Below are 22,045 nucleotides of genomic sequence, written 5' to 3' on the forward strand. Positions count from 1 at the left end.
GCGTCTCCGTTCAGGCCGTGGCGCGGGCGAGTTGTCCGTCGCGGCACTGGAGCGTGGCCGCGACGATATCGTCCGCGAGATCGATGTTGAGCGTGCCTTCCTTCGTGATGATCAGCTTCAGGAAGTCGAGAAGATTGCGGGCGTAGAGCGCGGAGGCATCGGCGCCGACCATCGAAGCGAGATTCGTGTGGCCGACGATATGCACGCCGTGCTTCATCACCACCGTGTCGACTTCGGTGAGCGGACAGTTGCCGCCTTTCCTGCCCTCGAACTCGGGACCGCGTCCGGCGGCGAGATCGACGATCACGGAGCCCGGCTTCATGTGCTTGACGGTTTCGACGGAAATCAGCGTCGGGGCGGGGCGGCCGGGAATCAGCGCCGTCGAGATCACGATATCCGCCGCTTTTGCACGTTCGTGAACCTGCGCCGATTGACGCGCGAGCCAGCTTGCGGGCATCGGGCGCGCGTAGCCGCCCACGCCTTCCGCCGCTTCCCGTTCCTCATCGGTTTCAAACGGCACGTCGACGAACTTCGCGCCGAGCGATTCGATCTGCTCCTTAACCGCCGGACGCACATCGGATGCTTCGACGACCGCGCCCAGACGCTTGGCCGTCGCGATTGCCTGCAAGCCCGCGACGCCTGCGCCGAGCACGAGCACGCGCGCCGCTTTCACGGTGCCGGCGGCGGTCATCAGCATAGGCATGAAGCGCTGGTAATACTGGCAGGCCATCAGCACGGCCTTGTATCCGGCGATGTTCGCCTGCGAAGACAGCACGTCGAGACTCTGCGCGCGCGTCGTGCGTGGCGCGGCTTCGAGCGCGAACGCAGTGACGCCCGCCGACGCGAGCCGCGCGGTGTTCTCTGTATTGAAAGGATCGAGCATGCCGATGAGCACGGCGCCCGGCTTGAGCATCGCCAGTTCGCTTTCGCTCGGCGATTGCACCTTGAGGACGATCTCGGCGGAAAAGGCCGTGGCGGCATCGACGAGATCCGCGCCTGCTTGCGCGAACGCATCGTCGATATAGCTTGCCGGCAAGCCCGCGCCGCTCTGGACAGAAACACGATGTCCTTGCGTGACGAGCTTTTTGACCGTTTCGGGCGTGGCGGCGACGCGCGCCTCGTTCGCCCGCGTTTCAGCAGGCACTCCAATGTGCATCTTGTAATCCTCCTGTCTTTGTTGCCTTTTTCGCCCGGGCAAGGCTTAGGAAGGCTTAAGGCTGAGTTTTATTTCAAATGCTGGAACTGACGGCTATCTCAACTGTAACCGAAGATTGCACGCGCAAGAATCCGATCCGGCACCCGTTCCGTTTTGCCACAGTCAGCGCTTTCCCTTAGTCCGCGTGCGCGAGATCTGTGCGAGGACGGTAAAATATCTCACCATGAAATCAGACACTTGGGCCCCCCACGTTACGGTGGCTGCCATCCTCGAAAAGGATGGTCGTTTCCTCGTCATCGAGGAGCACACGTCGGCAGGGCTGCGAATCAACCAACCGGCCGGTCATCTCGAAGCGGGCGAGACGCTCGTCGATGCCGTGGTCCGCGAGGCGCTCGAAGAAACGGCGCATCGCTTCGAGCCGGAGGCAATCGTCGGCGCGTATATGACGCACTTCGCGCGGCCGGGGCGCGACGTCACGTATTTGCGTTTCACGTTTTGCGGCAAGTCGCTCGGCGAAGAAGCAGGCCGCGCGCTCGACGAAGGCATCGTGCGCGCGATGTGGCTCAGCGCGGACGAATTGCGCGCATCGGTCGACCGGCATCGGACGCCGCTCGTGATGAAGTGTGTCGACGATTATTTATCCGGGCGGCGCGTCCCGCTCGATTTCATCCATACGCATTCGGTCGCGCCGGTGGTGCGGGCGTGATATCCCTATGAGCAAGAAACGAGTAGTGGTGGGCATGTCGGGCGGCGTGGATTCGTCCGTAACGGCATGGCTTCTGAAGGAACAGGGCTACGACGTCGTCGGCCTTTTCATGAAGAACTGGGAAGACGACGACGACGGCGAATACTGTTCGACCCGTCAGGACTGGATCGACGTCGTTTCCGTCGCGGATTTGATCGGCATCGACGTCGAAGCGGTCAACTTCGCCGCCGAATACAAGGACCGCGTGTTCGCCGAGTTTCTGCGCGAATATTCGGCCGGCCGCACGCCCAATCCGGACGTGCTTTGCAACGCCGAAATCAAGTTCAAGGCGTTCCTCGATCACGCGATGTCGCTCGGCGCGGAAACCATCGCGACGGGACATTACGCGCGCGTGCGCGAGCGCGATGGACTTTTCCAGTTGCTCAAGGCAACGGATTCGACGAAGGATCAGTCGTACTTTTTGCATCGACTCAATCAGGCGCAACTGTCGAAGACGCTCTTTCCGCTCGGCGAAATCCCGAAGACGAAAGTGCGCGAGATCGCCGCGCAAATCGGCCTGCCGAACGCCAAAAAGAAGGACTCGACCGGCATCTGCTTCATCGGCGAGCGGCCGTTCCGCGAATTCCTGAACCGCTATCTGCCGACAAAGCCCGGCCCCATGAAGACGGCCGAAGGCAAGATCGTCGGCGAGCATATCGGGCTTGCGTTCTACACATTCGGGCAGAGAAAGGGCATCGGCATCGGCGGCGCGAAAGACGGCAGCGGCGAACCGTGGTTCGTCGCGGGCAAGGACATGGCGTCGAACACGCTCTATGTCGTGCAGGGGCACGATCATCCGTGGCTGCTGTCGCCGACGCTCGTGGCCGGAAACACGAGCTGGGTCGCGGGTTTCGCGCCGGAAGAGGGCGCGGCGTGCGGCGCGAAGACGCGCTATCGGCAGCAGGATGCGGCGTGCCGCTTCGCCAACGCGGACGATGGCCGTTTCGCGCTTCATTTCGACGACGCACAGTGGGCCGTGACGCCGGGACAATCCGCCGTGCTGTATCAGGAAGACGTGTGTCTGGGTGGCGGAATCATCGAACACGCGGCGGCTGGGCACGAGTCGCCGCAAGTTGCGGCGCTCGCTGCGGCGCGTTGAGCATCTCCGGCGGCAAACGAGCGATCAGCCTCGGCTTCGGTCGGGGCTTTTTTCTATCGATCCGATAAAAACTTTTTTGAAACAGTCGCTTGATCGTCTATCTAGTAGTAGATAATTAACGCACACCGAATGCAGGGACAATTGCAGAGATACGCGAAATGGACAAGAACACGGTACGCGACGCTCTACTGGATCACGCTCAGACGCTGTTGATGACGCACGGCTATAACGGCTTCAGTTTTCGCGATTTGTCCGAACTGGTCGGCGTGAAAACGTCGAGCATTCACTATTATTTCCCGACCAAGGAAGATCTCGCGCTCGAAGCGGTGAATGCGTATAGCGCCGACGTGATGTCGACGATCTACGCGATCGACAGCTCCGCCCCGGCCGACAAGAAACTCGACCGCTATACGAAGCTATTTGGAAGGATCATCGGCGACGGCAATCAGATCTGTCTGTGCGGCATGCTTGCGTCGGATATCGAGTCGCTGCCGGAGAAAGTACGGCACGCGGTGCAATCGTTCTACAAGGCGAATGAAACCTGGCTGGCGAAAGTTCTGGCCGAAGGCGAAGCGCAAGACACGCTCGACGCTGGCGGAAAGCCTGAAGCGGCGGCACGCACCTTGTATGCGGCGTTTCAGGGGAGTTTGCTTGCATGCCGCCTGTTTCAGACGCGGTCGCGGCTTGAAGAGGTCGCAGACGCATTTCGGCGGTAGATAAGCCTGTGGATAACCTTGTGAAAAACCCCTGAACTGGGCGTTGATTATCTACCGTTGAGTAGATAGATTTTGGCGGAATAGAGCATTTCTCTGACCCGATTCGTCGTTCGAACCATGTCGCCGCACGCGGACCGATGGTTTCAGGAAGAAAAGGGGTTTGGGAGAGAATCGGTCGATCGCGCCCTTCGCCGGTGATCTATCTAGCAGTAGATAATCTTCGATCTCACTTTGCGCTTCCGAGTGCGCCGGAAGCTCCCGCCGCGCGCGGGAGCTTGGTCCAAGAAAGGAATCAGACCGGCGCGGTATCCACGAACGACTGACGCTGCGAAATACGCGCGTAATACTTGTTGAGATTCGGATGTGCGTCGCGCCAGTTCAGATCGGGCATACGGAAATCGAGATAGCCCAGTGCGCAGCCGCAGGCGATATCCGCAAGCGTGAAGCGATTCGCCGAGCACCATTGCTTCGAGCCGATGCCGCGCGCCATCGCGCGCAAGCCGTCTTCGATCTTGTGACGTTGCCGCGCGATCCATTTGTCGCTGCGATGTTCCTCTTCGCGCAACACGCCTTCGAGACGGATCAGCACGGCGGCGTCGAGCATGCCGTCGGCGAGCGCTTCCCAGCAGCGCACTTCGGTGCGCTCGCGCCGCTCCTGCGGCAGCAGCTTGCCGACCGGCGTGAGCGTGTCCACGAACTCGCAGATGACGCGCGAATCGAATACCGCTTCGCCGTCGTCGAGAATGAGGCACGGCACTTTACCGAGCGGGTTGTAGTCGTGGATCTTCGAATCGGATGCCCAGACGTCTTCGAGCACCAGTTCGCAGTCGATCTTCTTTTCCGCCATGACGATCCGCACCTTGCGGACGAATGGGCTGGGGTGCGAACCGATCAGTTTCATCATCTAATTTTCACGTTGATTCGAAATGCGGGCGTCGACGATCTTAACCGGCGCGCGCGAACCATCGGCGAATTAGAGATAGCGGCGGCCGACAATGTCGCCTGCCGACAACATGAAGCGCGCCCGGCGCGCGCCGGGCGTCATGGATCACTGCGCGCTGGCAGTGGTTGCCGCGCCCATTGGCGGACACGGCAGCACCGGCGCCGCGGCGGGTTTGGAACTGGCGCCGCTCTTGCCCTTCGCGGATGCCGAAGGCGCGCTCGCCGTCGCGTGCGGCAAGGAACCGAGGCTGCGCACACCTGCGGAGATCGCGGCGGCGAGTTCGTCGACCGCCTTGCGATGGCCGTCGACGAGCGCGTCGTAACCGGAGCCGACGCGTTCCTGCGCGAGCGTCCGGCATGTCAGCACCGTATCGGATCCGGCGGCGCGCACGCTCCACACGGCGTCGATCACCGCTTGCGCGCCCGGCCACGATTCGAAGCGCTGCACGTTCACCTTCACGCGATATACCGGCACCGATTCCGGATGCGGCGTGCCGTAGACGTCGATCGCACCGAGCTGCTGCGTGAGATCGGCGGAGAGTGCGCGCCGCACTTCGTCGCCCGGCAGCGACGCCCAGCGTTCCTCTTCGAGCACGCGCACCTGCGCGGGACTCGTCTGCACCACCAACTGATTCTTCGCGACCTGCTGCGGCATGTCGACGGGCGCAAGCTCGAAATAGAACGAAGCCTGCGTCGACGGCACGGGCCGCGCGTCGCCGCCGCCGAGCGTGTAGAAACGGCTCGTCGGCGAGGCGCAGGCAGCGAGCATCGCCGCTGCGCTCAGAGTCAACATCAACGAGCCGAACTTCATGGTTTATCTCCCGATTTTCCGCGCAAGAGCGATTCCGGATGGCGCTCCAGGTAATCCGCGAGCGAGTTGAGCGATTGCAGCGTGCGCGTGAGTTCCTGCAGCGCCTGATGCACGTCCGACTGAAGCGGCGAATCCGACTGCAACGTCGATTGCGCCTGACCGAACGTCTGCTTGGCCTGCGTGAGCGTGTCGCGCATTTCCGGCAGGACTTCCTTGTCCATCCTGTCGAAGAGCGCGTTGGCGTTCTTGAGCGAGCCGTTCAGATTCGTGCCGATCTCGTCGAACGGAATCTTGTCGATCTTGCGCGCGATGTCGGCGATCTGCAGCTGCAGCTCGTCGAGCGTGTTCGGCACGGTCGGCAGTTCGATCGGATCGTTGCCAACGCTGACCTTCGCGGGCGGCGCTTTCGGGAAGAAGTCGAGCGCGACATACAACTGGCTCGTCAGCAGGTTGCCGGTGCGCAACTGTCCGCGCAGCCCGCGCTTCACGAGCAGTTGCAGCATGTCCTGGCTCGCCACCGAACCTTGCTCCGGCAGCGCCTGACGCGCGCGCTTGCCGAGGCGATCCGGGTAGAGGTCGATCGTGACCGGCATCATGAACGAATGCGACTTCTGATCGTATTGCACGCCGATCCCCGTGACCTGCCCCAGCACGATGCCGCGGAAATCGACCGGCGCGCCGACCGACAGGCCGCGCAGCGACTGATTGAAGTTCATCACGACGTGCACGGCCTCGCCGTCCGGATCGCGCATCGCGTCGGACTGATCGCCGGCCAGGCGGAAGGTCGCGTTGTTTTGCGCCTGCGGGCCGGATTGCTGGTTCGGCGGCGTCTGGAACGCGATGCCGCCGAGCACGACCGTTGCGAGCGATTGCGTGTTGAGCGTGAAGCCGCTCGAATCGAGCCGCAGATCGACGCCGCTCGCATGCCACCAGCGCGAGTTGGTGCCGACGTACTGATCGTAAGGCGCGGTGACGAATACCTGCAGCGTGACGCCGGTGCCGTCCTTGTCGAGCGAGAACGCGACGACCTGGCCGACCTGCACGCGCCGGTAATAGACGGGCGAGCCGATATCGAGCGAGCCGAGCGATTCGCCGTGCAGCGTGAAGGTATGGCCTTTCTGATCGCCGGTGACGGCGGGTGGCGTTTCGAGCCCGACGAAATAAGTCTCATCGTCGGTCGACTTGCCCGCATCGACGCCGATATACGCGCCGGACAAAAGCGTCGACAGGCCGGTCACGCCGCTTGCCGCAACGCGCGGACGCACGATCCAGAAGCGCGTGTCCTTGACGGCGAAATCGGTGGCTTCCTTGGTGAGCTGCACGTCGACGAGCACGCGCGCGTGATCCTTCGACAGCGTGATCGTCTTCACCGTGCCGATATCCACGTCCTTGAACTTCACTTTCGTCTTGCCGGGCTCGAGGCCTTCCGCGGAAACGAAGCTGATCGTCACGGTCGGTCCGCGGCTCGACACCGTCTTCACGACGAGAATCACGCCGATCAGCGCCGCGACGAGCGGAATCACCCACACGAGCGAGGGCAGCCAGCGGCTGCGCGGCTCGATCACGGGTTCGGGGAGGTTCGGCGGGAGGCCGCCCTTGTCCCCGTTACCGCTGCCGGCGTTGCTGGCGGGCGGCGCGGGCTGCTTCGGGTCGTTCGGACCTTGGGCACTAGTCATGTTTCTTTCCTGACGGTTCGATGTTGTCCCACATGAGGCGCGGGTCGAATTGCATGGACGCGATCATCGTCAGCACGACCACCGACGCGAACGCGAGTGCGCCCGGTCCCGGCGTGATGACGGCGAGCGATTTGAAGCGCACGAGCGCGATGGTGAGCGTGATGACGAAGACGTCGAGCATCGACCAGCGCCCGATGCCCTCGACGATGCGAAAGAGCGTCGTGCGCTGACGCGGCTGCCATGTGGAGCGCCGCTGCACGCTGATGGTAAGAAAGGCGAGCGTGACGAGCTTGAGCATCGGCACGAGAATGCTGGCGATGAAAATCACCGCCGCGAGCGGATAGTCGCCGTCGTTCCAGAAGAGCGCGACACCGCTCATGATGGTGTCGTCCTCGGAACCGAGAATCGACGACGTATGCATGATCGGAAAGAGGTTCGCCGGAATGTAGAGAATCGCCGCGCTGATGAGCAGTGCCCACGTACGCGCGATGCTGTCCGGATGACGCCGGTGCACGACGGCGTCGCAGCGCGTGCAGCGCTGTTTCTCGACGGTGTGCGCGAGCGGCTGCACGAGTCCGCACGCATGACACGACACGACATTCGCGTGCGACGCCGTGATGAACTGCGTTTCGCGCGCCGCTTCGCCGGTTTTCGGATCGATGGAATCGCTCACGATTTTTGCCTCGCCGTGGTTGTGACGCGCTTCGATCCGCGCGGACCGAGCCTTGCCGCGATGTCCCACAACGCGCGCGGATCGAAGCTCACGACGACGGCGAACATGAGCGTCAGCGCGCCGAACGCGAAGAGCGCCGCTTCGGGAATCACGCGCGCGATGCTCACCATCTTCACGAGCGTGACGAGCACGCCGAGCATGAAGACTTCGATCATGCCCCACGGACGCACGAGCTGAATGCCCCGCAGGATTGCGTTGAAGCCAGGCGGCACGTAACCGGAACGCAGCGGAAGCAGCACGTAGAGCAGGGCAACGAGTTCGCACAACGGAAACAGGATGGTCGAGCAGAAGACGAGCACCGCCATGATTTCCATCTGCTCGTTCCACAACGCGACGATCGCGCCGATGAGCGTCGTCTCCGACGTGAGGCCGTTCGCCTCCAGCTCGACGATGGGAAAGCCTTGCGCGATCAGGAACGTGAAGAGCGCGGCGAGCGTCATCGCCGAGATCTTGTCGAGGTTCGACGAGATGCTTCGATAGAGCAGCGATCCGCAGCGAGGGCATTTCGCCGAGGTGCGTCGAGGCAATGCACGTTTATGGAAGAGCGCGTCGCATTCGTGACACGCGATCAGGTCATCGGATTCGTTCGCGTTCATTCGCGTTCATGGTCGAGGCCCGAGGCTTGTCGAGCGTATTGGTCGGGCGCCGCGAGACCGGCTCCGACCGGGCATAGCAAACGGCGGGCCAGCGAGATTGGTAGCAGCATGGTATCAAATGGCGCGGGGCGGGCGAATTTGGACAGAACGCGTCTTTACAAGCGGAATTAAACTGCCAGGCCGCCCGTTAATACATCGATGCCGGAATCGGTCGCGGTTCGCGCCTTCATCGACCGTTGCACGCATGGAATAGTTCGTTGCATGGGCGGCACACGAGGCTCGCCGAGCCGGCTCGAAAGCCCGCAAAGCCGCGTCGGGACTGGGTTTGCCGGTTCGGCGCGGGCCTTTTTGCGAGCGCTGGCAATTCGTTATCGTTGAGGTAGCATGGCGGCCTTGAACACTTGTCGTCAGGCGGCGGCAGGCCGTGCGACATCGAACACTTGGGTGAGAGCAATATGGAAAGCACCGCTGGCATCACGGCGAGCGCGCCGGCGCAACGATACAGCGCCACGGCGATCGGTCTGCACTGGCTGATCGCGTTGTTGATCGTGGGCGGCTTCTGGCTCGGCTGGATCATGACGGACATTCCGGGCTTCACGCCGACGAAGCTCAAATACTTCTCGTGGCACAAGTGGATCGGCGTAACGGTGTTCGCGCTCGCGCTGCTGCGCGTCGTCTGGCGCGCCACGCACCAGGCGCCGTCGATGCCCGATGGCATGCCGCGCTGGCAACAGGGCGCGGCGCATCTCACGCATATTCTGCTTTACGCGCTGATGCTCGTCATTCCCGTGTCGGGTTATCTGTACAGCTCGGCGGCCGGCATTCAGGTCGTGTATCTCGGCGTGCTGCCGCTGCCGACGATCATCGGACCGGACAAGGCGCTGAAGGCGACGCTGCGCATCGTGCACATCGCGTTGAACTACACGTTGCTGTTCTTCGTCGTGATGCACGTTCTGGCTGCGCTGAAGCATCATTTCGTCGATCGCGACGGCCTGCTCGGCCGCATGCTGCCGTTTCTCAGATGAACGCCTGTCATTGTTTCCTCGCCGTTGGCAAGGCGTTTCCCGGCGGCTGATTGTGATCGCGTACTTATGATTTCCAATACCGGTTTGTTCATTCGAACCGTTTGAATAGGGCACACATGAAAGTGAAACTCAACCGTTGGATGGCAGCCGCTGCTTCGTTCGCGATGATCGCGGGCGCGCATGCGCAGGTAGACATGAGCAAGAGCACGGTGACAGCCACGTCGAAGCAGATGAACGTGCCCACCGACGGCAAGTTCAACAAGTTCAGCGCGCAGATTGCGTTCGATCCGGCGAAGCCGACGGCGGGCTCGGCGAACATCACGATCGACACCGGCAGCTACGACCTCGGCGACGACGATTACAACAAGCAGGTGCGCGGCGCGGAATGGTTCGACGCGGGCAAGTATCCGAGCGCGACGTTCGTCTCCAGCGCGATCGCCCCGGCGGGCGGCAACAAGTACAACGTGACCGGCAAGATCACGATCAAGGGCAAGTCGCAGACGGTCACGGTGCCGGTGACGGTCACGCAGCAGGGCGCGACGGAAACCTTCGACGGCGCGCTGCCGATCAAGCGCACCCAGTTCGATGTCGGAACGGGCGAATGGAAAGATACGTCGATCGTCGCGGACGACGTCGTCATCAAGTTTCACATCGTTGCCGCGAAGAAGTGAGCGGCGTTTTTGTCACACACGACGCATAGTCAGCGTATCTGGTTAGTCAGGAGAAGAACTTGAAAAAGCTTTCGATCATTGCCGCGAGCGCGCTCGCATTGGGACTGTCGTTCGGCGCCTCGGTGAGCGCATTCGCCGCCGACACGTACAAGCTCGACCCGAACCACACTTATCCGAGCTTCGAGGCGGACCACTTCGGTGGCGTGTCGACGTGGCGCGGCAAGTTCAACAAGAGCAGCGGTGAAGTCACGCTCGACCGCGCGGCGAAGACCGGCACGGTGAACGTGACGATCGACATCGCTTCGGTCAACACCGGCAATGCGAAGCTGGACGAGCATCTGCAAAAGGCCGAGTTCTTCGACGTCGCGAAGTATCCGACAGCCGAGTACAAGGGCACGTCGATCAAATTCGACGGCGACAAGCCTTCCGAAGTGATCGGCACGTTGACGATGCACGGCGTGACGAAGCCGATGAACCTGAAGATCGAGAGCTTCAAGTGCTTCATGAACCCGATGATGAAGAAGGAAGTGTGCGGCGTCGAAGCGACGGCGACCTTCGATCGCGGCGACTTCGGGATGGATTACGGCAAGTCGTACGGTTTCAGCCTGACGACGGTGCTGCATATTCAGGCTGAGGGCGTGAAGCAGTAACTCGCGCTCCATTTCTGCTTCGAGAAGGCTTCGCGTGTCATGCGCGAAGCCTTTTTTGTGGATCGAGTTTTGGGTTTGGCAATTTTTGCAGGCAATCGCCGCCTGCCAATTGAAGGATGGTAGTTTGGCGTGCGCCAGGACCGGCCGCTCTTTGCCAGCCGAAAGCGCGCCAAAATTTGCTCTGCATTCCAAAACGAACATGATCCATGAATTGCGTCCCGACCTCTGCGATGTAACCGTTTGCGCTGTCGATTCACTCAATCCCCGGCTTGCCGCGCGGGCGCTGGAAATATCGAACGCGCACTGCGACTTCGGCGATGTCGTGTTGTTCACGCATGAAGAGATCGCGACCATAGCGCGCATTGTGCGTACGCCGCATATTGCTTCGCGCCAACAGTACAGCGATTTCGTGCTGAAACAAGTCATTCAGCACATCCGCACGCCTTGGGTGCTGCTGATTCAGTGGGACGGCTACGTCGTCGATTCGTCCGCGTGGCGCGCGGAATTTCTCGACTACGACTACATCGGTGCGCGCTGGCGCTGGCCTTGGAGACGGTAAGCGCGGAACATATCAGGGATACGTTGACTGACTGCGGCTTTTCCGCCGCGGTGTCGCAACTGTGCATTTCATTTTGCGAAGATCGATTGCGCGAGGCGGCGCGATGGGCGGAGGCTCCTGAGCGCTTCATCGCCTGAAATGAAAACGGGCCTGTCCGCGAAGACAGGCCCGGTCGTTCTTATCGGCTCGACGTATTTCACGCATCGCTTCGATACTCGGGGAAAGACGTTTCCTCACGAACCCAATGTGCGGACGACAGCGACATCGCATGAGAAAAGTAAATGGTTGTTCTCTCTGTCGACTGCAGGCAGCGGAAACGCGGCATGGTATGGCGCGCTAGAACTTCGTCCGAAAAGACGTGGTTGAACTCGGGATTGCTCAGGTCGGCGGACAGCGCCGTCGCGAACGGCAAGGTGAACGCCATCGAAGCGCTCATTCCGCCCGTGGCGTGAATGTCCTTGAATAAAGCATGCGGTAGGTACTCGTACTTCTCCGAACGGGAAATAAGGATGCCGCAATGTTTTGAGATCCTGAAGTCGTAGCCGCTATCGAGTTCGGCGACGCAGGTTTCGATGTGATTGGTGAGATAGATGTCGTCGTGATCCATCCAGAAAAAATGAGTGCAGTCCTCCTGGATGAGATGATTCAACGGAATCCGATACCAGTCGTTTTGGGGAATGCTCTGGGGCGTGTACATCCATACTACGGGCGCGCCGAGATCCATGACGCACCATGCGTAGTTGTCTCCGGCTCCGTTCTGATGCACGCAAATGATATCCGGGCGTCGCGTTTGGGCGAGCAGTTGCAGGACACAACTCCGTAGCAATTCCGGGCGATTGTAAGTCGGGATGAAAATCCCGATTTTGTTTTTCTGTGAGGACGACATAACGTACGGTTGGAACGGACTGATTTGCTCGGCAGCGCATTGCGTGCGGATTCGAGCCTAGTCGAAGTCGAGGTTGTCTTTTGTTCTTGCGTCGAAATTTGATGAAATTCAGGAGCCGGAAAAGCAAACGGGCCAGTCACGATGACTGGCCCGTTTTGGTTTCAGCTTTCAGTGCGCCGCAACGCTCAAACCTGCGCACCCGCATTCGGATCGTTCGGATCGTACTTGTCTTTCTTGTCCTTCACGAGATCCTCGCGCTTCACGCCGAACCACATCGCGAGCGCCGCCGCGACGAACACCGACGAGTAAATGCCGAACAGAATACCGACGGTCAGCGCCAGCGCGAAGTAATGCAGCGTCGGGCCGCCGAAGAAGAACATCGACAGCACCATCATTTCCGTACAGCCGTGGGTGATGATGGTTCGCGACATCGTGCTCGTGATCGCGTGGTCGATCACTTCCTTCACGCTCATCTTGCGTTGCTTGCGGAACGTTTCGCGGATCCGGTCGAAGATAACCACCGACTCGTTCACCGAATAGCCGAGCACCGCGAGAATCGCCGCCAGAACGGACAGCGAGAACTCCCACTGGAAATAGGCGAAGAAGCCGAGAATGATGACCACGTCGTGCAGGTTCGCGATGATGCCCGCGACCGCGTACTTCCACTCGAAGCGGAACGACAGGTAAATCACGATGCCGATAACCACGCACGCGAGCGCGAGCAGGCCGTTCGTCACGAGTTCCTTGCCGACTTGCGGACCGACGAACTCGACGCGCTGCAGCTTCACGGCAGCGTTGTCGGCCTTGAGCGCGGTCATCACCTGATCGCTCTGCTGCGCGGACGTCAAACCCTGCTTGAGCGGCAGACGGATCAACACGTCCTGCGACGTGCCGAAGTTCTGCACCTGCGCGTCGGGATAGCCGAGCTTCGACATCGACGCGCGCACCGGTTCGAGTTGCGCGGCTTGCGGATACTGCACCTCGACGACCGTGCCGCCGGTGAATTCCACCGACAGATGCAGCCCGCGATGCACGAGGAAAAATACGGCCACGAGGAACGTCACGAGCGAAATCACGTTGAAAATCAACGCGCGCTCCATGAACGGCAAATCGCGGCGAATGCGGAAGAATTCCATTGTCTATTGCTCCGGACTCAGCGGATTCAGCGGGACTCGCCCGGTTTCTGTTGATCGATGCCGGGGCCCGAGCGACGGCGCACCGTCGGCTTGCCCGTGCGCGCCGGCGCTTGTTCGGTCTGGCGCGGCGCGGCCACTGCGGTCTTCGTCTTGCCCTTGGCCGTTTTCACGATTTCGTCGACGGGCGATTCATCGCCGCGTTGCGCCACGAGATAAGCCGCCGCGGCCGCTTCGGCATTCGTGCCTTCCGGACGCCACACCTGACCGATCGCGAGCGACTTCAGCTTCTTCTTGCCGCCGTACCACAGGTTCACGAGGCCGCGCGAGAAGAACACCGCCGAGAACATCGACGTCAGAATGCCGATACAGTGCACCACCGCGAAGCCGCGCACCGGACCCGAACCGAACGCGAGCAGCGCGAGGCCGGCGATCAGTGTCGTGACGTTCGAGTCGAGAATCGTCGCCCACGCGTGCTTGAAGCCTTCCTGAATCGCGGTCTGCGGCGGCGCGCCGTTACGCAGTTCCTCGCGGATACGTTCGTTGATCAGCACGTTCGCGTCGATCGCCATACCGAGCGCGAGCGCGATAGCCGCGATACCCGGCAAGGTCAGCGTCGCCTGAAGCAACGACAGCACGGCGACGAGCAGCAGCAGGTTCACCGACAGCGCCAGCATGGAGAACACGCCGAAGAGCAGGTAGTACGCGATCATGAAGACGGCGATCGCGGCGAAACCGTACGTGACCGAATCGAAGCCCTTCTTGATGTTGTCCGCGCCGAGGCTCGGGCCGACCGTGCGTTCCTCGATGATGTCCATCGGCGCGGCGAGCGAACCCGCGCGCAGGAGCAGCGCGAGATCGGTTGCGGCTTGCGGCGTCGGCTGGCCGGTGATCGAGAAGCGGTCGCCGAGTTCGGACTGAATGGTCGCGACCGTCAGCACTTCGCCCTTGCCCTTTTCGAACAGCACCATCGCCATCGGCTTGCCGATGTTGTCGCGCGACACGGACGACACCGCGCGTCCGCCCGCAGAATCCAGACGGATATTGACCGAAGGTCGTTGATGGTCGTCGAAGCCCGCGGACGCGTCGATGATGCGGTCGCCGGTGAAGATCACCTGCTTGCGCAGCAGCACGATGCGATCGCCCTGCTTGAACGCTTCGTCGCCGGGCGGCACCGCGTCGTTCGGGCCGATATAGGTGTTGACCGGATCCGCGAGACGCGCCTCGAGCGTCGCCGTGCGGCCGATGATGTCCTTCGCCTTCGCCGTGTCCTGCACGCCCGGCAGCTCGACCACGATGCGGTCGGAGCCTTGCTGCTGGATCACCGGCTCCGCGACGCCGAGTTCGTTCACGCGGTTATGCAGCGTGGTGATGTTCTGCTTGAGCGCGCTGTCCTCGACGACTTTCTGCGCGGCGGGCGAGAACGTGCCGACGACCTGAAAGCCATCACCGCCCTGGCGCGTCGTCCATTGCAGTTCGGACACGCCCGTCTGGAGCAGCGTGCGCGCGTTGTCCGCGCCCGCCTGATCCGAGAAACTCACGACGACCGATTGCCCGACCCGGTTCACGCCGCCATCGCGGATATTGCGGTCGCGCAGATAGGTGCGCGCATCGGCGGCGTCGGAGTCGAGCTTCTTGTTGAGCGCGCCGGCCATGTCGACCTGCAGCAGGAAGTGCACGCCGCCGCGCAGATCGAGACCGAGGTACATCGGCAGTGCGTGCAGGGCCGTCAGCCAGCGCGGCGAGGCGCTCTGCAGATTCAGCGCGACGATGTACTGCGGATCGCTCGGATCGGTGTTCAGCGCCTTCGAAAGCAGATCCTTCACATGCAGCTGCGTGTCCGTGTCTTTCAGACGCACGCGGATGTTCGCGTTCAGCTGCGAATTGTCGAAGGTGACTTCGTCGGCCTTGATGTTGCTCGCGGCGAGCGCGGCTTCGACGTTCGAAAGCGTGGTCGAGTCGAGCTTGACCGTCGCCTTGCCGCTCGATACCTGAACTGCGGGCGCTTCGCCGAAGAAGTTGGGGAGCGTGTACACGAGGCCGATGACGAGCGCCACCAGCATCACGACATACTTCCAGAGGGGATAACGATTCATGGGAATGGCCGACCGGAAAGTTGGCTTCGGAGGAGAGGGCGTCCGGCGATATGCGCGACGAGCCGGTCTGAAGACCCGGATGGCTCGGTGAGCGAGGCCGCGCCGGACGCGGTGGAACGAGTGGCCTTACAGCGACTTGATCGTGCCCTTCGGGAGAATGGTCGTCACTGCCGCCTTCTGGATGGTGATTTCCGTGCCTTCGGCGATTTCCACGCCGACGTAGGCGTCCGTCACCTTCGTGATCTTGCCGACGATGCCGCCATTCGTCACCACTTCGTCGCCCTTGGCCATGGCGGCGAGCATGTTGCGATGCTCCTTCTGACGCTTCATCTGCGGACGGATCATGATGAAGTACAGCACCGCGAACATCAGGATCAGCGGCAGGAAGCTCATCAGGCTCGATTCCGCGCCACCGGTTGCGCCTTGTGCAAAGGCATTGGAAATGAACGACACGTTGGTCTCTCCGTTGTTACATCGAAATAATTGACTGGAAGTCAGCCCGGCATTCTACCACCCGCACCTGCCCGAAAATGCCCGAATGCGCTTTGCCATCAAGCCGTTACGGACGATTCGCGGGCCTTATCGCAAGCAGTAGAAAGCAGATTGTAAAGCTTGGCGCAACGAAGCCGCGCGTTTTCAATCCACGCCGCGCGCGCGATTCTCCGCGAACGTCTTGCGAAACGCCTCGAACGTATGATTTTCGATCGATTCGCGCACTTCGCCAATGAGTTGCAGGTAATAGTGCAGGTTGTGAATCGTGTTCAATTGCGCGCCGAGAATCTCGCCGACGCGATGCAGATGATGCAGATAGCCGCGCGTGAAGTTCCGGCACGTGTAGCAGCCGCAGGATTCGTCGAGCGGCTTCATTGAGTTCTTGTGCGTCGCGTTCTTGATCTTCAGATCGCCGAAACGCGTGAAGAGCCAGCCGTTGCGCGCGTTGCGCGTGGGCATCACGCAGTCGAACATGTCGACGCCCGCCGCGACGCCCGCGACGAGATCCTCCGGCGTGCCGACGCCCATCAGGTAATGCGGCTTGTCGGCGGGCAGCTTCGGGCCGATGTGATTCAGCACGCGCATCATGTCTTCCTTCGGCTCGCCGACCGACAGCCCGCCGATCGCGAGGCCGTGGAAACCGATGTCCGAGAGGCCCGCGAGCGATTCGTCGCGCAGGTCTTCGAACATGCCGCCCTGCACGATGCCGAAGAGCGCGTTCGGATTGCCTAGCCGGTTGAACTCGTCGATGGAGCGCTTCGCCCAGCGCATCGACATGCGCATGGAATCGGCGGCGTCCTTGTGCGAGGTGGGAATGCCGTTGGTCGAGTAGGGCGTGCATTCGTCGAACTGCATGACGATGTCGGAGTTCAGCACCTTCTGAATCTGCATCGATACTTCCGGCGACAGGAAGAGTTTGTCGCCATTGATCGGCGACGCGAACGTGACGCCATCTTCGGTGATCTTGCGCAGATCGCCGAGCGAAAATACCTGGAAGCCGCCGGAGTCAGTCAAGATCGGCCGGTTCCATCCCATGAACTTGTGCAGGCCGCCGTGCGCGCCGATCACTTCGAGACCGGGACGCAGCCACAAATGGAATGTGTTGCCGAGGATGATCTGCGCGCGGATCTCTTCGAGTTCGCGCGGCTGGATTGCCTTGACGGTGCCGTAAGTGCCGACCGGCATGAAGATCGGCGTTTCGACGACGCCGTGATTGAGCGTCAGACGGCCACGGCGCGCCTGGCCATCGGTCGTCAGCAGTTCGAACTTGAGCCCGTTGTCGGGCGGAGTGTGGGTTGCGGTCATTTGAGTTCCTGCCACTGGAAAACAGTCCAGCGCATCGGTTGAGAAAACTAGTCGCGGCGAGTCAGAAGCATTGCGTCGCCGTAGCTGAAGAAACGGTACTTTTGCTCGATTGCGTGACGATATGCATCGCGAATCGTATCCATGCCGGCGAACGCGGAGACGAGCATCAGCAGCGTCGACTTCGGCAGATGGAAATTCGTCACGAGCCGGTCGACGACGCGAAACGCGTAGCCCGGCGTGATGAAGATATCGGTTTCGGCCTGCGTCGCCGAGAGCGGGCGGTTCGCTTGCGCGGCGTCGCGCGCGGCGGCTTCGAGCGCGCGCATCGACGTCGTGCCGACCGCGATCACCTTGTTGCCGCGCGCCTTCACCGCCGCGATGCGATCGACGAGCGATTGCGGCAGGTCGTACCACTCGCTATGCATCTTGTGCTCCGCGATGTTCTCGACGCGCACCGGCTGGAACGTGCCCGCGCCGACGTGCAGCGTCAGCGTCGCGCGCTCGACGCCGCGTTTTTCGAGTTCGGCGAACAGCGCGTCGTCGAAGTGCAGGCCGGCGGTCGGCGCGGCGACCGCGCCCGGATTTGCCGCATAAACGGTCTGATAGCGCGTTTCGTCGTAGGCGTCGGCGTCGTGCTCGATGTACGGCGGCAGCGGCAAGCGCCCGTATTGCTCGATGAGCGTCAGGCATTCGGCAGGGAAGTGCAGCGTGTAGAACGGCTCGACGCGTTCGCCGACGGTCACGTCGAACGCATCCGCGAGGCGGATCGTCGTGCCTTCGGCCGGGCTCTTGCTCGCGCGGATCTGCGCGAGCGCCGTGGTCGCGCCGGTCAGCCGCTCGACCAGCACCTCGACGCGCCCGCCGCTGGCCTTCTGGCCCGGAAAGCGCGCCTTCAGGACTTTGGTATCGTTGAACACCAGCAGATCGCCGGGTGCGAGCAGGTTCGGCAGCTCGGAGAATCGGCGGTCGACGAGCGCGCCATCGGACACCTCGAGCAGACGGCTCGCGCTGCGCTCGGCGAGCGCGTTCTGCGCGATCAGCTCGGGCGGCAGATTAAAATCGAAATCGGAAAGCGTGAACATGGCTTGAACGTAGCGCGAACGCGCGCGAACGAAGTGCAATCGCGCCGAACAAACCTCATATTGTACTTGCGAAGAGAGTCAATGCCCTTGTCCGACCGCCGCGCCGCCGCCACGACCGATCCGCTGACCCTGGAGGAAAGGGACGCGCCGCGTGCCGCCGCGCCGGCGAAAAAGAAGGCGAAAGCGGACGAAAAGCCGAAAACCGTCGTCAAGACGGCGGACAAGCTCGCCAAGCTCGGCCTGAAATCCGACATCGATCTCGTCCTTCATCTGCCGATGCGCTATGAGGACGAAACGCAGATCACGCCCATCGGCGAGCTGATTCCGGGCGACATCGCGCAGACCGAAGGCGTCGTTTTCGACAACGAGATCGCGTATCGGCCGCGCCGTCAGTTGCTCGTGAAAATCCACGACGATTCCGGCGACGAACTCACGCTGCGCTTTCTCAACTTCTACGGCTCGCAGGTCAAGCAAATGGCGATCGGCGTGCGTCTGCGCGTACGCGGCGATGTGCGCGGCGGCTTTTTCGGGCTGGAGATGGTGCATCCGGCGGTACGTCCCGTCGATGACGACACGCCGCTGCCGCAAGCGCTGACGCCGGTTTATCCGTCGACGGCGGGAATTTCGCAGGCGTATTTGCGCAAGGCGATCGACAACGCGATCACGCGGGTCGATCTGCCCGAACTGCTGCCGGCGCCGATCGCGAAGGCGCATTTGCAGCCGCTCAACGTGCCCGGTCTGCTCGACGCCGTGAAGACGCTCCATCATCCGCGCGCCGATTCCGACGAAACCGCGCTGATCGACGGCACGCATCCGGCGTGGACGCGCATCAAGTTCGAGGAACTGCTCGCGCAGCAGTTGTCGCTCAAGCGCGCGCACGAAGAGCGCCGCACGCGCGCCGCGCCCGCGATGCCGCGCCGTGCGCCGGACGACGACGCGTCGCTCGTCGTGCGTCTGTTGCGCGCGCTGCCGTTCGCGCTGACTGGCGCGCAGCAGCGCGTGGTCGCGGAAATCGCGGGCGAACTGACGCTCGCGCATCCGATGCAGCGTCTGCTTCAGGGCGATGTCGGCAGCGGCAAGACGATCGTCGCGGCACTCGCGGCGGCGCAGGCCGTCGACGCGGGTTATCAGGCCGCGCTCATGGCGCCGACCGAAATTCTCGCGGAGCAGCACGCGCGCAAGCTGCGCGGCTGGCTAGAGCCGCTCGGGGTCACGGTCGCGTGGCTCGCGGGCAGTCTCAAGGCGAAGGACAAGCGTTCCGCGCTCGAAGCAGCGGCGCTCGGCACGGCGAAACTCGTCATCGGCACGCACGCGATCATTCAGGACGCGGTCGAATTCGCGCGCCTCGGGCTCGTGATCGTCGACGAGCAGCATCGCTTCGGCGTCGCGCAGCGGCTCGCGTTGCGCGCGAAGGCGCTGAACGCGGCTGACGGAAAAGCCGATTTCCAGCCGCATCAACTGATGATGTCCGCGACGCCGATCCCGCGCACGCTCGCCATGACGTACTACGCCGATCTCGATGTCTCGACCATCGACGAACTGCCGCCCGGCCGCACGCCGATTCTCACCAAAGTGGTGTCCGACGGACGGCGCGACGAGATCATCGGCCGCGTGCGCGAGGCGGCGCTGACCGGAAGGCAAGTGTATTGGGTCTGTCCGCTGATCGAAGAAAGCGAGACACTTCAGCTTCAGACGGCCGTCGAGACTTACGAGACGCTCGTGGCCGCGCTGCCGGAACTGCGCGTCGGGCTGGTTCATGGCCGGCTCGCACCCGCCGAAAAAGCCGCCGTGATGGACGCGTTCTCGCGCAACGAAGTGCAATTGCTCGTCGCGACGACGGTGATCGAAGTCGGCGTGGACGTGCCGAACGCATCGCTGATGGTGATCGAGCATGCCGAGCGCTTCGGCCTCGCGCAGTTGCATCAGTTGCGCGGACGCGTGGGGCGGGGCAGCGCGGCGTCCATCTGCGTGCTGATGTACTCGAATCCGTTGTCGCAGACGGCGCGTGCGCGGCTGCAAACGATGCGCGAAACGACCGATGGCTTCGAGATCGCCCGGCGCGACCTGGAAATTCGCGGTCCCGGCGAGTTTCTCGGCGCGCGGCAATCGGGCGAAGCGATGCTGCGATTCGCGAGTCTTGAAAACGACGGCTGGCTGATCGAACCGGCGCGCGCCGCCGCCGATCAGATGCTTGCGCAGTTTCCCGACGCCGTCACGCGCCATCTGGCGCGCTGGCTGGGCGCGCGGGAGCACTATTTGAAGGCTTGACTGAACTCGCGCGGGCCATGTCGGTCCCTATTTAACCTGCGCGGACCGGCGAATCGGCAAAAGTTGTCGAACGGCAGCCGGCGGGTGTATAACTCAAACCTATCGAATCAATGTATTTCATTGGCCTCCAATGACCCTCACCGAATTGAAGTACATCGTCGCGGTCGCGCGTGAACGGCATTTCGGCCGCGCGGCCGAGGCGTGCTTCGTCAGCCAGCCGACCTTGTCGGTGGCAATCAAGAAGCTCGAAGACGAACTGAACGTGCAGATCTTCGAGCGCGGCACGAGCGAAGTCAGCGTAACGCCGATCGGCGAGCAGATCGTGACGCAGGCGCAGCGCGTGCTCGAACAGACGCTCGCCATCAAGGAAATCGCCAAGCAGGGCAAGGATCCGCTCGTCGGACCGCTGCGTCTGGGCGTGATCTATACGATCGGACCGTACCTTCTGCCGACGCTCGTCAAGCAGATGATCAAGTCGGTTCCGCAGATGCCGCTCATGCTCCAGGAGAACTACACGCTCAAACTGATCGAGCTCCTGAAGCAAGGCGAAATCGATGTCGCGATCATGGCGCTGCCGTTCCCTGAAACCGGCCTGATGGTGCGCGCGCTCTACGACGAGCCGTTCGTCGTCGCGATGCCGTCGGGGCACGCGTGGGAGAACCGTGCGAAGATCGATCCGGACGATCTCAAGCAGGAAACCATGCTGCTGCTCGGCAGCGGCCATTGCTTCCGCGATCACGTCCTCGGCGTGTGCCCGGAACTGATGCGCTTCTCGCAGAACGCGGACGGCATCCAGAAGACGTTCGAAGGCTCGTCGCTGGAAACGATCCGCCATATGGTCGCGAGCGGCGTCGGCATTACCGTGTTGCCGCGCATGTCGGTGAGCGAGGTGAAGCCGCACGCGGCGGGCATCGATTCGGGTCTGCTCAGCTACGTACCGTTCGACGAACCCGTGCCGGACCGGCGCGTCGTGCTCGCGTGGCGCAAGAGCTTCACGCGCATGCCCGCGATCGACGCCATCTGCGACGCAATCGCCAATTGCGATCTGCCGGGCGTGAAAAAGCTCGATATGCCGGTCGCCGTGAACTGACTCGGCTGTCCCCGCGAAACGCCGCGCTCTGGCAACGGAGCGCGGCGTTTTCTCTTTTGCGGTAGCGCGCGCAAGCGAAACCGGCACTTCGCTTGATCTATCGCATATATAAATTTAATCGAATTATAAAAACCGATAGCTTGCGTTACGATCCTTCTCAGATGACGACACAGAGAGGATTTCATGACCGCCGCGACCTTCTTCGACCGCTGGAGTGACCTTCGCCAGATGGCGGTCTCGATCCTCGCCGATTTCGCGAGCGCCGCATGACGCGCGGCCGATCCGCATTCATCTCACGCCGAACCTCAAAAACA

General features: G+C 62.1%; 21 protein-coding genes. 9 read left to right on the top strand and 12 right to left on the bottom strand.

The features are described from left to right. Positions 1-10: 10 nt before the first annotated feature. Complete coding sequence (locus LDZ23_RS01635; RefSeq protein ID WP_008351538.1) at positions 11-1,156, bottom strand: Re/Si-specific NAD(P)(+) transhydrogenase subunit alpha; 1,146 nt, start codon at positions 1,154-1,156, stop codon at positions 11-13. Positions 1,157-1,379: 223 nt separating this feature from the next. Here LDZ23_RS01635 and LDZ23_RS01640 point away from each other — a divergent pair, with 223 nt between their 5' ends. The 3 genes from LDZ23_RS01640 to LDZ23_RS01650 all read left to right on the top strand — a co-directional run bounded on the left by LDZ23_RS01640 (position 1,380) and on the right by LDZ23_RS01650 (position 3,716). Beyond that, positions 1,380-1,862: an NUDIX hydrolase gene (locus LDZ23_RS01640; RefSeq protein WP_008351537.1), complete on the top strand. Its 483-nt coding sequence runs from the start codon at positions 1,380-1,382 to the stop codon at positions 1,860-1,862. Between the two features lie 7 nt (positions 1,863-1,869). Next, a complete protein-coding gene (gene mnmA, locus LDZ23_RS01645; protein ID WP_008351536.1) occupies positions 1,870-3,000 on the top strand; it encodes a tRNA 2-thiouridine(34) synthase MnmA in 1,131 nt (376 codons plus the stop codon). A 158-nt stretch (positions 3,001-3,158) separates the two neighbouring features. Then, positions 3,159-3,716 (top strand): TetR/AcrR family transcriptional regulator, encoded by a 558-nt coding sequence (locus tag LDZ23_RS01650; protein WP_008351535.1) that lies wholly within the window; start codon positions 3,159-3,161, stop codon positions 3,714-3,716. Between the two features lie 292 nt (positions 3,717-4,008). Here LDZ23_RS01650 and LDZ23_RS01655 read toward each other — a convergent pair whose 3' ends face one another. The 5 genes from LDZ23_RS01655 to LDZ23_RS01675 form a co-directional block, all read right to left on the bottom strand. Beyond that, entirely contained in the window at positions 4,009-4,620 is a 612-nt protein-coding gene (locus LDZ23_RS01655; protein ID WP_200889177.1) for a glutathione S-transferase C-terminal domain-containing protein, read from the bottom strand. Between the two features lie 144 nt (positions 4,621-4,764). Further along, positions 4,765-5,469 carry a PqiC family protein gene (locus LDZ23_RS01660; protein WP_008351532.1) on the bottom strand — a complete coding sequence of 235 codons (705 nt, stop codon included), beginning with the start codon at positions 5,467-5,469 and terminating at the stop codon, positions 4,765-4,767. Next, positions 5,466-7,145 carry a PqiB family protein gene (locus LDZ23_RS01665; RefSeq protein WP_008351531.1) on the bottom strand — a complete coding sequence of 560 codons (1,680 nt, stop codon included), beginning with the start codon at positions 7,143-7,145 and terminating at the stop codon, positions 5,466-5,468. Before LDZ23_RS01665 ends, LDZ23_RS01660 begins: the two co-directional genes overlap by 4 nt. After that, positions 7,138-7,818 (bottom strand): paraquat-inducible protein A, encoded by a 681-nt coding sequence (locus tag LDZ23_RS01670; protein ID WP_008351528.1) that lies wholly within the window; start codon positions 7,816-7,818, stop codon positions 7,138-7,140. The genes LDZ23_RS01665 and LDZ23_RS01670 overlap by 8 nt, the downstream gene beginning before the upstream one ends. Then, a complete protein-coding gene (locus LDZ23_RS01675; RefSeq protein ID WP_008351526.1) occupies positions 7,815-8,474 on the bottom strand; it encodes a paraquat-inducible protein A in 660 nt (219 codons plus the stop codon). The genes LDZ23_RS01670 and LDZ23_RS01675 overlap by 4 nt, the downstream gene beginning before the upstream one ends. Positions 8,475-8,929: 455 nt before the next feature. On the opposite strand from LDZ23_RS01675, the gene LDZ23_RS01680 reads away from it, so the two are divergent. The 4 genes from LDZ23_RS01680 (at position 8,930) to LDZ23_RS01695 (ending at position 11,379) form a co-directional block, all read left to right on the top strand. Continuing rightward, on the top strand, positions 8,930-9,499 hold the full coding sequence (locus LDZ23_RS01680; RefSeq protein ID WP_008351524.1) for a cytochrome b: 570 nt from the start codon (positions 8,930-8,932) through the stop codon (positions 9,497-9,499). A gap of 116 nt (positions 9,500-9,615) precedes the next feature. Next, positions 9,616-10,170: a YceI family protein gene (locus LDZ23_RS01685; protein WP_008351522.1), complete on the top strand. Its 555-nt coding sequence runs from the start codon at positions 9,616-9,618 to the stop codon at positions 10,168-10,170. A 59-nt stretch (positions 10,171-10,229) separates the two neighbouring features. Beyond that, the gene (locus LDZ23_RS01690; RefSeq protein ID WP_008351520.1) at positions 10,230-10,820 is read left to right on the top strand and encodes a YceI family protein; all 591 of its coding nucleotides are present in this window, start codon (positions 10,230-10,232) and stop codon (positions 10,818-10,820) included. 55 nt (positions 10,821-10,875) lie between these two features. Continuing rightward, positions 10,876-11,379, top strand: a complete 504-nt coding sequence (locus tag LDZ23_RS01695) for a DUF5672 family protein (RefSeq protein ID WP_144403731.1) — start codon at positions 10,876-10,878, stop codon at positions 11,377-11,379. A 196-nt stretch (positions 11,380-11,575) separates the two neighbouring features. On the opposite strand, the gene LDZ23_RS01700 is transcribed toward LDZ23_RS01695, so the two are convergent. From LDZ23_RS01700 to queA, 6 genes are all read right to left on the bottom strand, one after another. Continuing rightward, a complete protein-coding gene (locus LDZ23_RS01700) occupies positions 11,576-12,145 on the bottom strand; it encodes a hypothetical protein (protein WP_144403730.1) in 570 nt (189 codons plus the stop codon). A gap of 305 nt (positions 12,146-12,450) precedes the next feature. Next, positions 12,451-13,401 carry a protein translocase subunit SecF gene (gene secF, locus LDZ23_RS01705; RefSeq protein ID WP_008351514.1) on the bottom strand — a complete coding sequence of 317 codons (951 nt, stop codon included), beginning with the start codon at positions 13,399-13,401 and terminating at the stop codon, positions 12,451-12,453. A 26-nt stretch (positions 13,402-13,427) separates the two neighbouring features. Beyond that, positions 13,428-15,494, bottom strand: a complete 2,067-nt coding sequence (gene secD / locus LDZ23_RS01710; protein WP_244807685.1) for a protein translocase subunit SecD — start codon at positions 15,492-15,494, stop codon at positions 13,428-13,430. A 126-nt stretch (positions 15,495-15,620) separates the two neighbouring features. Next, a complete protein-coding gene (yajC, locus tag LDZ23_RS01715; RefSeq protein WP_008351510.1) occupies positions 15,621-15,947 on the bottom strand; it encodes a preprotein translocase subunit YajC in 327 nt (108 codons plus the stop codon). 183 nt (positions 15,948-16,130) lie between these two features. Further along, complete coding sequence (gene tgt, locus LDZ23_RS01720; protein ID WP_034470631.1) at positions 16,131-17,291, bottom strand: tRNA guanosine(34) transglycosylase Tgt; 1,161 nt, start codon at positions 17,289-17,291, stop codon at positions 16,131-16,133. Positions 17,292-17,338: 47 nt separating this feature from the next. Next, a complete protein-coding gene (queA, locus tag LDZ23_RS01725; RefSeq protein WP_034470633.1) occupies positions 17,339-18,373 on the bottom strand; it encodes a tRNA preQ1(34) S-adenosylmethionine ribosyltransferase-isomerase QueA in 1,035 nt (344 codons plus the stop codon). 33 nt (positions 18,374-18,406) lie between these two features. Between queA and recG the strand changes: the two genes are divergently transcribed. Both recG and LDZ23_RS01735 read left to right on the top strand, forming a co-directional pair. Next, positions 18,407-20,641: an ATP-dependent DNA helicase RecG gene (recG, locus tag LDZ23_RS01730; protein ID WP_425306889.1), complete on the top strand. Its 2,235-nt coding sequence runs from the start codon at positions 18,407-18,409 to the stop codon at positions 20,639-20,641. A gap of 130 nt (positions 20,642-20,771) precedes the next feature. Beyond that, positions 20,772-21,731, top strand: coding sequence for a hydrogen peroxide-inducible genes activator (locus LDZ23_RS01735; RefSeq protein ID WP_008351503.1), 960 nt, complete (start codon positions 20,772-20,774; stop codon positions 21,729-21,731). The last annotated feature ends 314 nt before the right edge of the window (positions 21,732-22,045 follow it).

It is taken from the genome of Caballeronia zhejiangensis (genome assembly GCF_022879815.1).
Taxonomy (GTDB): Bacteria; Pseudomonadota; Gammaproteobacteria; order Burkholderiales; family Burkholderiaceae; genus Caballeronia; species Caballeronia zhejiangensis.

Coding starts and splice junctions, on each gene's coding strand:
- mnmA (WP_008351536.1), top strand. CDS start 1,870: ATGAGCAAGAAACGAGTAGTGGTGGGCATGTCGGGCGGCGTGGATTCG.
- LDZ23_RS01685 (WP_008351522.1), top strand. CDS start 9,616: ATGAAAGTGAAACTCAACCGTTGGATGGCAGCCGCTGCTTCGTTCGCG.
- LDZ23_RS01640 (WP_008351537.1), top strand. CDS start 1,380: ATGAAATCAGACACTTGGGCCCCCCACGTTACGGTGGCTGCCATCCTC.
- LDZ23_RS01735 (WP_008351503.1), top strand. CDS start 20,772: ATGACCCTCACCGAATTGAAGTACATCGTCGCGGTCGCGCGTGAACGG.
- LDZ23_RS01665 (WP_008351531.1), bottom strand. CDS start 7,145: ATGACTAGTGCCCAAGGTCCGAACGACCCGAAGCAGCCCGCGCCGCCC.
- LDZ23_RS01655 (WP_200889177.1), bottom strand. CDS start 4,620: ATGATGAAACTGATCGGTTCGCACCCCAGCCCATTCGTCCGCAAGGTG.
- LDZ23_RS01675 (WP_008351526.1), bottom strand. CDS start 8,474: ATGAACGCGAACGAATCCGATGACCTGATCGCGTGTCACGAATGCGAC.
- tgt (WP_034470631.1), bottom strand. CDS start 17,291: ATGACCGCAACCCACACTCCGCCCGACAACGGGCTCAAGTTCGAACTG.
- queA (WP_034470633.1), bottom strand. CDS start 18,373: ATGTTCACGCTTTCCGATTTCGATTTTAATCTGCCGCCCGAGCTGATC.
- LDZ23_RS01635 (WP_008351538.1), bottom strand. CDS start 1,156: ATGCACATTGGAGTGCCTGCTGAAACGCGGGCGAACGAGGCGCGCGTC.
- LDZ23_RS01650 (WP_008351535.1), top strand. CDS start 3,159: ATGGACAAGAACACGGTACGCGACGCTCTACTGGATCACGCTCAGACG.
- secD (WP_244807685.1), bottom strand. CDS start 15,494: ATGAATCGTTATCCCCTCTGGAAGTATGTCGTGATGCTGGTGGCGCTC.
- LDZ23_RS01660 (WP_008351532.1), bottom strand. CDS start 5,469: ATGAAGTTCGGCTCGTTGATGTTGACTCTGAGCGCAGCGGCGATGCTC.
- LDZ23_RS01680 (WP_008351524.1), top strand. CDS start 8,930: ATGGAAAGCACCGCTGGCATCACGGCGAGCGCGCCGGCGCAACGATAC.
- secF (WP_008351514.1), bottom strand. CDS start 13,401: ATGGAATTCTTCCGCATTCGCCGCGATTTGCCGTTCATGGAGCGCGCG.